We start from the raw sequence: 12,121 nt of genomic DNA on the forward strand, positions 1-12,121 counted from the left end.
GGCTGGACGGGGTGGTCCCAAGCGTCGGACCGGCTGGTGGCGCCGGGCAGGTGGGGGGACTATTTTCTGACTGTCTGTCAGGCTCGGCCCCTGGCTGACCAGGCAAGGTTCCCTCAAAAGCAGTTGCCCACCGGCATATGCGTGCCGATCGGGGGAACGCGTGACTCCGATGGACCGTCTGCAGGAGCGAGGCGGCGCACCATCTGCTGACAATGGCGAAGACCCTCGCGCAGTGTTCGTGCGGGCGAGACTACGATGTAAGCCTTCACGTCACAGCACCCACTTCGCCGACCCGAAAAGCCATCAGTGCTCCACTTTGGGAAGGCCAGACGAATCCTGATGGGGAACTCAATGTCGTTCATCGGCCGTGACATGGCTGTCGACCTCGGGACCGCCAACACGCTGGTGTACGTCAGGGGTCGCGGGATCGTACTCAACGAGCCGTCCGTCGTCGCGATCAACACCAACACCGGTGGCATCCTCGCGGTCGGCGCGGAAGCCAAGAAGATGATCGGGCGGACGCCCGGCAACATCGTTGCCGTACGCCCGCTGAAGGACGGCGTCATCGCCGACTTCGAGATCACCGAGCGGATGCTCCGCTACTTCATTCTGAAGATCCACAAGCGGAGGTATCTGGCCCGGCCCCGGGTCGTCGTCTGCGTGCCGTCCGGCATCACCGGTGTCGAGCGCCGCGCCGTCATCGAGGCGTCCTCCCAGGCCGGCGCCCGCCAGGTGCACATCATCGAGGAGCCCATGGCCGCGGCCATCGGCTCCGGTCTGCCGGTCCACGAGGCCACGGGCAACATGGTGGTGGACATCGGCGGCGGCACCACGGAGGTCGCGGTCATCTCGCTCGGCGGAATCGTCACGGCACAGTCCATCCGTGTCGCGGGCGACGAGCTGGACAACGCGATCATTCAGCACATCAAGAAGGAGTACAGCCTGCTTCTTGGTGAGCGGACGGCCGAGCAGATCAAGATCACGATCGGTTCTGCGTACGACCTCGACGCTGACGAGCACACCGAAATCCGCGGCCGGGACCTCGTGTCCGGACTGCCGAAGACCGTCGTCATCTCCGCCGCCGAGGTGCGGAAGGCCATTGAAGAGCCTGTCAACGCCATCGTCGACGCCGTCAAGACCACGCTCGACAAGTGTCCGCCCGAGCTCTCCGGCGACATCATGGACCGGGGCATCGTCCTCACCGGTGGCGGTGCCCTGCTGCGCGGCCTCGACGAGCGGCTGCGGCGTGAGACCGGGATGCCCATTCACATCGCCGAGGACCCGCTGGACAGCGTGGCGCTCGGTTCCGGCAAATGCGTCGAGGAGTTCGAGGCGTTGCAGCAGGTGCTCGACGCCCAGCCCCGCAGATGACGTAACACTTCGATTCCGCCGTACGAGACGAAACCCTGCTCGTACGGCGGATCGTTGATATTGAGGCATAAGCTCGCCCATACCACCCCCGATGTCCTCCGGCTCGGGGTGCGCCCCTTGGTGACTTCGAGAACGACCATCACTGACCATTCCGACGAGGAAGGCACGGCCGCCGCACGTGAGGGACACACGAGAGAGCCGGCTGCTCCTGGTGCTGCTGATCGCCATCGCGTTCGCGCTGATCACGGTGGACATCCGCGGCGGGGAGGACTCTCCGGTCGACGGTGCCCGGCATGCAGCGGCCGCGGTCTTCGGCCCCATCGAGAACGGGGTGTCGACCGCGGTCGACCCGGTCGGCGACGCGGTCCAGGCGATCCGCGAATCCGGCACCCGTCACGACCGGCTCGCCCGACTGGAGAAGGAGAACGCCGCGCTGAAGGCGGAGCTCGGCAGCGACGACCGCAACCGCAGCCGGGTCAAACAGCTCGACAAGATGCTGAGGACCGCCGCCAACGGTCAGTACGGCATCAAGGGCGCCGAAGTCATCGCCATAGGAGCGGCCCAGGGCTTCTCATGGACCGTCACGATCGACATCGGGTCCAATGACGGCATCAAACGCGACATGACCGTCCTCAACGGGGACGGCCTTGTCGGGCGGGTCACCACCGTGGGGCCGAACACCTCGACCGTGCTCCTCGCCAACGACCCCGACTTCACCGTCGGTACGCGCATGGAGTCCACCGACGAGCTCGGCTTCGCCTCCGGCCAGGGCGACCGGCCCCTGCGCGTCGAGCTCCTCAACGGCAAGGCCAAGGTGAAGAAGGGCGACCGGCTCGTCACCTTCGGGTCCCAGGCCGACAAGCCGTTCGTGCCGGGGGTGCCGGTGGGAGTCGTATCGCGTGTCGATCCGTCGGGCGGTGACCTCACCCGCACGATCTACGTCACGCCGTACGCGGGCTTCACCAAGCTCGACATCGTCGGTGTCGTGGTCGAGGCGCCCCGCAAGGACCCCCGCGACACCGTCCTGCCGCCCAAGCCGAAGCCCACGCCCACACCGACCGTGACGGTGACGGTCACACCGTCCGCGCCGGTGCCCGCCGACGGACAACCGCAAGAGCAGTAGGAGCTGAACCACCTCATGCGCTTCAACCGGATGCTGCTCTCCACGACCCTCGTCATCGTCGCCCTGGTCGTCCAGGTGAGCATCCTCGCCCGCCTCCACCTCCCCGGCGCCGTACCGGACTTGGTGCTCCTCACCGTTCTGGGTCTGGCACTGGTGTACGGCCATGTCGGGGGCGCCCTCATCGGCTTCGGTGCCGGTCTGCTGGCCGATCTGGCTCCGCCCGCCGACCACGCCGCCGGGCGGTACGCCCTCGTGCTGTGCGTCATCGGCTACCTCGCCGGACTGGTGAAGCCCGACAACGGCCAGGTGAGGTCCGCGACCGGCCCCATGGCCGTCGTGGTCGCCGCCGCCGTCGGCACGACCCTGCTGTACGCCGGTGTCGGCGCCCTCGTCGGCGACACCGCCGCCCGCCATGTCGGGCTCCCCGGCCTGCTGTTCACGGCCGCGCTGTACGACCTGCTGCTCGCGCCCTTCGTCGTCCCCGGCATCATGGCCCTGGCCCGGCGCGCCGACAACGACCCGCTCGCCGAGACGACGTCCGCCAAGGCCGCCGACGTCTCCACGGGGTGGCTCTCCTCCGGCACCGGACTGCGCATCGGCAGCCAGCGCGGTGGCCTCCGTATGAAGGCGGCCAAGTCACGGGTGGCGCGCGCCGGACGCATAAAGGGGGTCAAGCGGCTGTGAGAGCACGGCACCCCATCACCCGCTCGCACACCGCCGGCGCGCACAGCTTGTCCGTGTACTCGTATGACCCGTACGCGCACTGAGACGGGGAGGCAGCCGCAGTGACCAATGCCCACCCGTCTCCCACGACCACCCTCAACGGAATGGGCCGCGCCCATGACTAACATTCCGGAGACGGGCCGGACCCCACGGGTCCAGATCCGGCTCGTCATCATCCAGATCCTCGTCGTCTCCCTGCTCGGCACCCTCGGCGGCCGCCTCTGGTATCTCCAGATCCGCGAGGGCGAGGCCTACGCCAAGGAGGCCTCCGGCAACCACGTACAGCAGGTCGTCGACCCCGCTGTACGCGGCTCGATCCTGGACGCGCGCGGCGTGCCCATCGCCGACAACGAGACCCGGCTGGTCGTCTCCGCCTCCCGCACGGACCTGCTGAAGATGGACGACGACGGCAAGGCGGTCCTCACCAAGCTCGCCGGCGTCCTGGGCATGAAGCCCAAGGAGGTCATGAACAAGGTCCGGCTGTGCGACTCCAAGACCCCGCAGCCCTGCTGGAACGGCTCCCCGTACCAGCCGATCCCCATCACCGACGAGGCCACCGCCAAGCAGGCCCTCCAGATCCGCGAGCGCTCCGAGGACTTCCCCGGCATCACCGCCGAGCCCCAGGCCGTGCGCCGCTACCCCGCCCCGGGCAAGGCCAACACCGCCCAGGTCCTCGGCTATCTCTCGCCCGTCACCGACGAGGAGATCCAGCAGGCCCAGAACACCAGCTCGCCGTACCTGCGTTCCGACCAGGTGGGGCGCAGCGGCCTCGAGCGCCAGTACGACAAGCAGCTGCGCGGCAAGGCCGGCGTCACCCGCTACGAGGTCGACAACCTCGGCCGCGTCATCGGCCAGGCCGAGGCCGACCCGGCCCACCCCGGCTCCAACCTCGTCACCAGCATCGACGCCCGCGTCCAGCGCATCGCCGAGTACGAGCTCAACGAGGCCATGAAGGAGGCCCGCAAGCAGCTCGACCGGAACACCGGCGTGAACTACAAGGCGGACTCCGGCGCCGTAGTCGTCATGGAGGCCAAGACCGGCCGCGTCGTCGCCATGGCGTCCAACCCGACGTACGACCCGAACGCCTGGGTCGGCGGTATCTCAGGCAAGGACTACGCGACGCTCACCGGGAAGAAGTCCAACTACCCGCTGCTCAACCGCGCCATCCAGGGCCAGTCCGCCCCCGGCTCCATCTTCAAGGTCGTCCCCACGGCCGCCGCGATCAACGCCGGCTACTCCTTCAACGGCCCCTACGAGTGCTCCAGCTCCTACGCGCTCGGCGGCCAGGTCTTCAAGAACTTCGAGTCCAAGGGATACGGCCCGATCAGCCTCGGCCGCGCCCTGGAGGTCTCCTGCGACACCGTCTTCTACCGGCTCTCCCACGAGGAGTGGAAGCGGGACGGCGGCACCAAGCCGAAGAAGAACGCCAACGACTGGTTCTACAAGACCGCCCACCAGTTCGGACTCGGCGACGAGACCGGGATCGACCTGCCCAACGAGGTCACCGGACGTATCCCCGACCGCCAGTGGAAGAAGGACTACTGGAAGGCCAACAAGGACGTCTGGTGCAAGACCGGCAAGAAGGACGGGAGCTACGCCGAGCGCATCGCCTACGAGAACTGCCTCGAAGGCAACCGGCTGCGCGCCGGTGACTCCATCAACTACTCCATCGGCCAGGGCGACACCCTCGTCACCCCCATCCAGATGGCCACCATCTACGCGGCGATCTCCAACGGCGGCACCCTGTACGACCCCGCCGTCGGCAAGGCCGTCATCAGCGCCGACGGCAAGAACGTGCAGGAGATCAAGCCCAAGTCGCACGGCAAGCTGCCGATGACGAAGCAGACCCGCGACGAGATAGACGATGCCCTCGCGGGAGTCGCGACCCGGGGTACGGCCGCCTGGCGGTTCACCGGCTGGCCGCAGGACAAGATCCCGATGCACGCCAAGACGGGTACCGCCGAGGTCTACGGCAAGCAGACCACCTCGTGGTTCGCGACGTACACCAAGGACTACTCGATCGTCATGACGATCTCCCAGGGTGGCACGGGCTCCGGCGCCTCCGCCCCGGCCGTCCGCAAGCTGTACAACGCCCTGTACGGCGTCTCCGAGGACGGCAAGATCGACAAGAAGAAGGCGCTGCTGCCCACCCCGCAGAAGAACCTGCCGAAGATCGAGTCCGACGGCTCCATCGACGCCCCGAAGGTCGCCGCGTACCCGCCGAAGAACGCGGAGAAGGCCACCGGGCAGGGCGAGCAGTCGGCCCCGGTCGAGACCCCTGCGGCCACGGTCAACCCGCCCACCACCGGCAACCGCAACACCCGCAGGCGCTCGGCCCGCCACGGCGGCCAGAAGAGGCGGAGGACCACCCCATGACCGGCGCGAACAGCTTCTCCGTCTCCGGGTACGGGCCCGAACGCTCCGGCTGGGCCCGGCTGTTCGCCCGCGACTCCCTCGCCCGCAGACTCGACTGGCCCATACTGCTGTGCTCCGTCACGCTCTCCGTCATCGGAGCGGCCCTCGTCTACTCGGCGACCCGCAACCGCACCGAGCTCAACCAGGGCGACCCGTACTACTTCCTGGTCCGGCACCTCCTCAACACCGGTATCGGGTTCGCCCTGATGGTCGCCACGATCTGGCTCGGCCACCGCACCCTGCGCACGGCCGTGCCCATCCTGTACGGCGTCTCGGTCTTCCTGGTCCTGCTCGTGCTCACCCCGCTCGGCGCCACCATCAACGGCGCCCACGCGTGGATCAAGCTCGGCGGCGGATTCTCGCTGCAGCCCTCCGAGTTCGTGAAGGTCACGATCATCCTGGGCATGGCGATGCTGCTCGCGGCAAGGGTCGACGCGGGCGACAAGGAGTACCCCGACCACCGCACCGTCGTACAGGCCCTCGGTCTCGCCGCCGTGCCGATACTGATCACGCTGCTCATGCCCGACCTCGGCTCGGTCATGGTCATGGTCATCATCGTGCTCGGTGTGCTGCTGGCCTCCGGTGCCTCCAACCGCTGGGTCCTCGGGCTGATCGGCACCGGCGCCACCGGCGCGGTCGCCGTCTGGCAGCTGAAGATCCTCGACGAGTACCAGATCAACCGGTTCGCCGCCTTCGCCAACCCCGAGCTCGACCCTGCCGGTGTCGGCTACAACACCAACCAGGCCCGTATCGCCATCGGTTCGGGCGGACTCTTCGGCACCGGGCTCGGCAAGGGATCGCAGACCACCGGCCAGTTCGTCCCCGAACAGCAGACCGACTTCGTCTTCACGGTCGCGGGCGAGGAGCTGGGCTTCGTCGGCGCGGGCCTGATCATCGTGCTGCTCGGCGTCGTCCTGTGGCGCGCCTGCCGTATCGCCCGCGAGACGACCGAGCTGTACGGCACGATCGTCGCGGCCGGGATCATCGCCTGGTTCGCCTTCCAGTCGTTCGAGAACATCGGGATGACACTGGGGATCATGCCGGTGGCGGGCCTCCCGCTGCCGTTCGTCTCGTACGGAGGGTCCTCGATGTTCGCCGTCTGGGTGGCGGTGGGGCTGCTGCAGTCGATCAGGGTGCAACGGCCCATGTCGGCGTGAGCGCAACCCCGGGTGTCCTCCAGGGAAACCCCAGGTGGCGGAGGGGTGACGCATCCGGGGTCTGCCCATGAACCGGATCAGCCACTAGATTCGGTTCATGGCGGACACGAAACGCGAGATCGAGCGCAAGTACGAATCCGACGAGAGCGGCCTGCCCGACCTGACCGGAGTCGCCGGGGTCGCCACCGTCATCGACAAGGGCGTCGCGGAACTGGACGCGGTCTACTACGACACCCCGGACGAACGCCTCGCCTCCGCCGCGATCACCCTGCGTCGCCGCACCGGAGGCGACGACGCGGGCTGGCACCTGAAGTTCCCCGTCTCCTCCGGCGTACGGGACGAGATCCGCGCCCCCCTCTCCGACACCGTGCCCCGCGTCCTCGCGGGGCTCGTGCGCTCACGGGTCCGCGACGCCGAGCTGGTCCCCCTGGTCCGTATCCGCTCCTCACGCGACGTCCGTGACCTGCTCGACGCGGACGGCGTGCTTCTCGCCGAGGTCAGCGTCGACGCCGTACACGCGGAGCGGCTCACCGGCGGGGGCCGCGGCGCGCAGTGGTCCGAGATCGAGGTCGAACTGGCCGACGGACGCGACCCGGCCTTCCTCGACAAGGTCGACAAGAAGCTGCGCAAGGCGGGCGTACGGGCGTCCGCATCCTCCTCGAAGCTGGCCAGGGCGCTGAGCGAGACGGCACCGAAACGCAAGGCGCCGAAACGGTCCGCCAAGCGGAACCCCGAGCCGCGCCTCGTCGCCGCCGACTTCGTCCTCGCCTACGTACGCGCCCAGCGTGACGCGATCGTCGGCCTCGACCCCGCCGTCCGCCGCGACCTGCCCGACTCCGTGCACCAGATGCGCGTCGCGACCCGCCGTCTCCGCAGCTCCTTCCGGTCGTACGCCAAGGTCCTGGACCGCGCCGTCACCGACCCCATCGGCGAGGAACTCAAGTGGCTGGCGGGCGAGCTGGGTGTCGACCGCGACCAGGAGGTGCTGACCGAGCGCCTGACGGCCGCGCTGGACGAGCTGCCGAGGACGCTGCTCGCCGGACCCGTCCGCACCCGGCTGCGCACCTGGTCGCACGCCCGCAGCTCCGGCTCCCGCCGCCGGCTGATCGCCGTACTGGACGGGAAGCGGTACCTGGACCTGCTGCACACCCTCGACGCGCTGATCGCGGCGCCGCCCCTGCGCAAGGCCGCCGAGGCCGACCCCGACGAGGTGCTCACCCGGACCGTGGTGAGAGAGATCGGCCGGGTCTCCGCGCTGCTCGCCCCCGCCCCGGACCTCCCGTCCGGGCCCGAGCGCGACTGGGCGATGCACGAGGCCCGCAAGAAGGCCAAGCGCGCCCGGTACGCGGCGGAGGCGGCCGGCGGCTTCGACGAGCGCTTCACCGCCCGGGTCCGTGACATGAAGGCCCTGCAGGGCTTCCTCGGCGACCATCAGGACAGCGTGATGACCAGGGAGGCACTGCGCGACCTCGCGACCCAGGCCCATACGGCGGGGGAGAGCTCCTTCACGTACGGGGTGCTGTACGGCAGGGAGGAGCGGCGGGCGGCGGAGATAGAGGTGGGGCTTCGGGACGCGTACGAGCGGTGGTGCGAGCCGCGTTAGGCTGGATGGTCACCCCTGTCAGTTCCGTCCCGCTCACGAAGGTTCCGCGAGATGCCTGCCGAAGTCGCTGCGGCCGCAGAGTCAGTCTTTCCGCAGCTCGAAGCTCTGCTCCCGCATGTGCAGAAGCCGATTCAGTACGTCGGCGGAGAGCTCAACTCCACGGTCAAGCCGTGGGAGTCCTGTGACGTCCGCTGGGCGCTCATGTATCCCGACGCGTACGAGGTCGGCCTGCCCAACCAGGGCGTCATGATCCTCTACGAGGTCCTGAACGAGCAGGAGGGCGTCCTCGCCGAGCGCACCTACAGCGTGTGGCCGGACCTGGAGGCGCTGATGCGGGAGCACGGCGTCCCGCAGTTCACGGTGGACAGCCACCGGCCGGTGAAGGCCTTCGACGTGTTCGGCCTGTCCTTCTCCACGGAGCTGGGCTACACGAACATGCTGACGGCCCTGGACCTGGCCGGGATCCCACTGGAGTCCAGGGACCGGACGGTGGACGACCCGATCGTCCTGGCCGGCGGCCACGCGGCCTTCAACCCCGAGCCGATCGCCGACTTCATCGACGCGGCGGTCATCGGCGACGGCGAGCAGGCCGTGCTCGACATGACGAGGATCATCCGCGAGTGGAAGGCGCAGGGCCGCCCAGGTGGCCGTGAGGAGGTGCTCCTCCGCCTCGCGAAGACGGGCGGGGTGTACATCCCGGCGTTCTACGACGTGGAGTACCTGCCCGACGGCCGGATCGGCCGCGTCGTCCCGAACCGCTCCGGCGTCCCGTGGCGCGTGTCCAAGCACACGGTCATGGACCTGGACGAGTGGCCGTACCCCAAGCAGCCCCTCGTGCCGCTGGCCGAGACGGTCCACGAGCGCATGTCGGTGGAGATCTTCCGCGGCTGCACGCGCGGCTGCCGCTTCTGCCAGGCGGGCATGATCACCCGCCCGGTCCGTGAACGCTCCATCACGGGCATCGGCGACATGGTCGACAAGGGCCTGAAGGCGACGGGCTTCGAGGAGGTGGGCCTTCTCTCGCTCTCCTCAGCGGACCACTCGGAGATCGGCGACATCGCGAAGGGCCTGGCGGACCGCTACGAGGAAGACAAGATCGGCCTCTCGCTCCCCTCCACCCGCGTGGACGCCTTCAACATCGACCTGGCGAACGAGCTGACGCGCAACGGCCGCCGCTCGGGTCTGACGTTCGCTCCCGAGGGCGGCTCGGAGCGTATCCGCAAGGTCATCAACAAGATGGTCTCGGAGGACGACCTGATCCGGACCGTCGCGACGGCCTACGGCAACGGCTGGCGCCAGGTGAAGCTGTACTTCATGTGCGGCCTGCCGACCGAGACGGACGACGACGTCCTCCAGATCGCCGACATGGCGACCCGCGTCATCCAGAAGGGCCGCGAGGTCTCGGGTTCGAACGATATCCGCTGCACGGTCTCGATCGGCGGCTTCGTCCCGAAGCCCCACACCCCCTTCCAGTGGGCCCCGCAGCTGTCGGCCGAGGAGACGGACGCCCGTCTGGAGAAGCTGAGGGACAAGATCCGGGGCGACAAGAAGTACGGCCGCTCGATCGGCTTCCGCTACCACGACGGCAAGCCCGGCATCGTCGAGGGCCTGCTCTCCCGTGGCGACCGCCGTATCGGCGCCGTGATCCGCGCGGTCTACGACGACGGCGGCCGCTTCGACGGCTGGCGCGAGCACTTTTCGTACGACCGCTGGATGAGTTGCGCGGACAAGGCGCTGGCGGACTTCGGCGTGGACGTCGACTGGTACACGACGCGCGAGCGGTCGTACGAGGAGGTCCTCCCCTGGGACCACCTCGACTCGGGCCTGGACAAGGACTGGCTCTGGGAGGACTGGCAGGACGCCCTCGACGAGACGGAGGTCGAGGACTGCCGGTGGACGCCGTGCTTCGACTGCGGGGTGTGCCCGCAGATGGACACGTCCATCCAGATCGGCCCGACGGGGAAGAAGCTGCTGCCCCTGACGGTCAAGCAGCCGACGACCAGCGGACACGCTCACTGAACGTGAGGTGATCGGCTCCCGGGCCGCTTCGGGTGGAGCCCGGTCATGCGGTGCATGACCGGGACTGGCAGCGCGGGGTTGCGTGCGGCTGTGCCTGCGGTGTCCCTGTCCCGGAGCAGCCGTACCAGTACCCGTGCGGGCAGCCGGGGGTGGGTGGTCGCCGTGTGGCGTACGGTCGCCCGGGGATCGTCGAGGAGGCGTACGGCCGAGGCGGGGGAGAGGCGGGGGTCGGCCAGCCCGCCGCGGACCTTCCAGTCCGGGTGGGCGAGGGCGGCCTCGACCACCGCGGCGGGCTGTTTGTGCCACAGGAAACCGTACGCCCTGCCCAGCAGCCGGCACCGCACCTCGTCGGGTGCCGAGGGGTTGGTTCCCAGCCCCTCCAGCCATTCACGGAGCAGCCGTTCTGTGGGACCGGGCCCGCGGAAGAGTGACTCCTGGGCGGCCTCCCGCTCCTCGGCCGTCTCCCGCGCCGCTGCCCGTGCTGCCTCCCCCTGCGAGCCCATCCTGCCCGAGCCGCAACGGTGTTGAGCCGTGAGAGGCTCGGGGTCATGGGGGAGTCGTCGGAGGAGCAGGAGTGCCGGGGGTTTCTGGCGTCGCTGAGTGTCGGTGATCTGTGCGGTGGGATTGTGGCCGAGGTCGTGCGATCCGGTGCGGCGGTGACCCTGGACGGGTTCGCCGCGCGTCCGTTGGGGGTGGTCGGGACGTTGGACCTGACCTGGCGTCGACGTCGGGACGCGGTGGTGGAGGTCGGCCTGCGGATTACGGCTGAGGTGATGGCCGTCGATCTGGACGGGTACCGGGTACTGCTGTCGACGGCCGCCACCGAGAACCCGGAACTCTGGGCGTTCCTCAAGGGACTTCGTTGGGGCGAGATCCTGTCCGGAACGGTCGCGGCGATCGAGTCGTACGGCGTGTTCGTGGCTTTGGACGACGGCCCTGGCCATCCGGTCTTTCCCGGGGTCGGGTTCATCACGTACCCCGAACTGTCCTGGCGGCACTTCGAGTCGGCCTCGGACATCGTGGCGGTCGGACAGCGTGTCGCGTGCGAGTTCCTGCAGTTCGACACGACGAACGGAGAGGCCCGGCTGTCCTTGCGGGCGACGCGGCCGGACCCCTTCCAGGCGTTCGCCGACGGTGTCGCGGTCGGCCGGACACTGCGTGGACAGGTCACCAAGCTGGTCCCGTTCGGCGTCTTCGTCGAGGTCGCCGACGGGGTCGAGGGCCTGGTCCATGTCAGCGAGCCGGTGGACGCCCCCGAGGACGTCGTACGGGTCGGCGACCAGGTCCAGGTCGTCGTCACCGAGATCGACCGGGAACGGCGCAGACTGGTTCTCTCACGACGACAGGTGCCGCCCGGTCTCCGGTGAGGGGGAGTTGCGGGGAGCGGATCGTCGAGCTGCCGCGTAACACCTTGATGACGAGGGCTGACGGCGCAACGGCCGGAGTGTTCATGAGCGTCTCGGTCGGTATGGACCTGGATAAACCGGCGCCTCATCAGGAGCGGGCCGCTGAGCCCCGGCGCGTTCCCGCTCGTCAGGACGCCCCCGCCGAGGGCTGCCTCGTGGTCGCGATCCGGCTGCCCGTGCGGATCGTGGTCCTCGTGCTGGTCGTCCCGGTGCGGATGGCCTGGGACGCGCTGGTCGTCGGCGGGCGGTTCCTGCGGGACGCCGCGCTGCGGCCGCTGGGGCGGGCCCTGCTGTGGGTGGGGCG

General features: G+C 69.0%; 9 protein-coding genes and 1 pseudogene. 9 read left to right on the forward strand and 1 reads right to left on the reverse strand.

The window, feature by feature from the left end; all coding sequences use genetic code 11:
- Positions 1-351: 351 nt before the first annotated feature.
- The 7 genes from FNH04_RS30130 to FNH04_RS30160 all read left to right on the forward strand — a co-directional run bounded on the left by FNH04_RS30130 (position 352) and on the right by FNH04_RS30160 (position 10,411).
- Positions 352-1,371, forward strand: a complete 1,020-nt coding sequence (locus FNH04_RS30130; RefSeq protein ID WP_004931372.1) for a rod shape-determining protein — start codon at positions 352-354, stop codon at positions 1,369-1,371.
- A gap of 178 nt (positions 1,372-1,549) precedes the next feature.
- Positions 1,550-2,494 (forward strand): rod shape-determining protein MreC, encoded by a 945-nt coding sequence (gene mreC, locus FNH04_RS30135; RefSeq protein WP_322724235.1) that lies wholly within the window; start codon positions 1,550-1,552, stop codon positions 2,492-2,494.
- Between the two features lie 15 nt (positions 2,495-2,509).
- Positions 2,510-3,178, forward strand: a complete 669-nt coding sequence (mreD, locus tag FNH04_RS30140) for a rod shape-determining protein MreD (RefSeq protein WP_152788941.1) — start codon at positions 2,510-2,512, stop codon at positions 3,176-3,178.
- 156 nt (positions 3,179-3,334) lie between these two features.
- The gene (gene mrdA / locus FNH04_RS30145; RefSeq protein WP_152788942.1) at positions 3,335-5,593 is read left to right on the forward strand and encodes a penicillin-binding protein 2; all 2,259 of its coding nucleotides are present in this window, start codon (positions 3,335-3,337) and stop codon (positions 5,591-5,593) included.
- Entirely contained in the window at positions 5,590-6,789 is a 1,200-nt protein-coding gene (gene rodA, locus FNH04_RS30150; protein ID WP_152788943.1) for a rod shape-determining protein RodA, read from the forward strand. Before mrdA ends, rodA begins: the two co-directional genes overlap by 4 nt.
- 97 nt (positions 6,790-6,886) lie before the next feature.
- Positions 6,887-8,392 (forward strand): CYTH and CHAD domain-containing protein, encoded by a 1,506-nt coding sequence (locus FNH04_RS30155; protein WP_152788944.1) that lies wholly within the window; start codon positions 6,887-6,889, stop codon positions 8,390-8,392.
- A 51-nt stretch (positions 8,393-8,443) separates the two neighbouring features.
- Entirely contained in the window at positions 8,444-10,411 is a 1,968-nt protein-coding gene (locus tag FNH04_RS30160; protein WP_152788945.1) for a TIGR03960 family B12-binding radical SAM protein, read from the forward strand.
- Here FNH04_RS30160 and FNH04_RS30165 read toward each other — a convergent pair.
- Positions 10,405-10,914 carry a hypothetical protein gene (locus FNH04_RS30165; RefSeq protein ID WP_152788946.1) on the reverse strand — a complete coding sequence of 170 codons (510 nt, stop codon included), beginning with the start codon at positions 10,912-10,914 and terminating at the stop codon, positions 10,405-10,407. The two genes, FNH04_RS30160 and FNH04_RS30165, sit on opposite strands and share 7 nt — an antisense overlap.
- A 45-nt stretch (positions 10,915-10,959) precedes the next feature.
- On the opposite strand from FNH04_RS30165, the gene FNH04_RS30170 reads away from it, so the two are divergent.
- Together FNH04_RS30170 and FNH04_RS30175 are read left to right on the forward strand one after the other, a co-directional pair.
- The gene (locus FNH04_RS30170) at positions 10,960-11,778 is read left to right on the forward strand and encodes a S1 RNA-binding domain-containing protein (protein WP_152788947.1); all 819 of its coding nucleotides are present in this window, start codon (positions 10,960-10,962) and stop codon (positions 11,776-11,778) included.
- Between the two features lie 101 nt (positions 11,779-11,879).
- Positions 11,880-12,121 (forward strand): annotated as a pseudogene (locus tag FNH04_RS30175) (hypothetical protein); the annotation flags it as partial.

It is taken from the genome of Streptomyces phyllanthi (assembly GCF_009377205.1).
In the GTDB taxonomy this organism is placed as follows: domain Bacteria; phylum Actinomycetota; class Actinomycetes; order Streptomycetales; family Streptomycetaceae; genus Streptomyces; species Streptomyces phyllanthi.

What these genes read in the sequence shown, in the direction of transcription:
- FNH04_RS30155 (WP_152788944.1), top strand. Translation starts at nt 6,887, where the DNA reads ATGGCGGACACGAAACGCGAGATCGAGCGCAAGTACGAATCCGACGAG.
- FNH04_RS30130 (WP_004931372.1), top strand. Translation starts at nt 352, where the DNA reads ATGTCGTTCATCGGCCGTGACATGGCTGTCGACCTCGGGACCGCCAAC.
- rodA (WP_152788943.1), top strand. Translation starts at nt 5,590, where the DNA reads ATGACCGGCGCGAACAGCTTCTCCGTCTCCGGGTACGGGCCCGAACGC.
- FNH04_RS30165 (WP_152788946.1), bottom strand. Translation starts at nt 10,914, where the DNA reads ATGGGCTCGCAGGGGGAGGCAGCACGGGCAGCGGCGCGGGAGACGGCC.
- mrdA (WP_152788942.1), top strand. Translation starts at nt 3,335, where the DNA reads ATGACTAACATTCCGGAGACGGGCCGGACCCCACGGGTCCAGATCCGG.
- FNH04_RS30160 (WP_152788945.1), top strand. Translation starts at nt 8,444, where the DNA reads ATGCCTGCCGAAGTCGCTGCGGCCGCAGAGTCAGTCTTTCCGCAGCTC.
- FNH04_RS30170 (WP_152788947.1), top strand. Translation starts at nt 10,960, where the DNA reads ATGGGGGAGTCGTCGGAGGAGCAGGAGTGCCGGGGGTTTCTGGCGTCG.
- mreD (WP_152788941.1), top strand. Translation starts at nt 2,510, where the DNA reads ATGCGCTTCAACCGGATGCTGCTCTCCACGACCCTCGTCATCGTCGCC.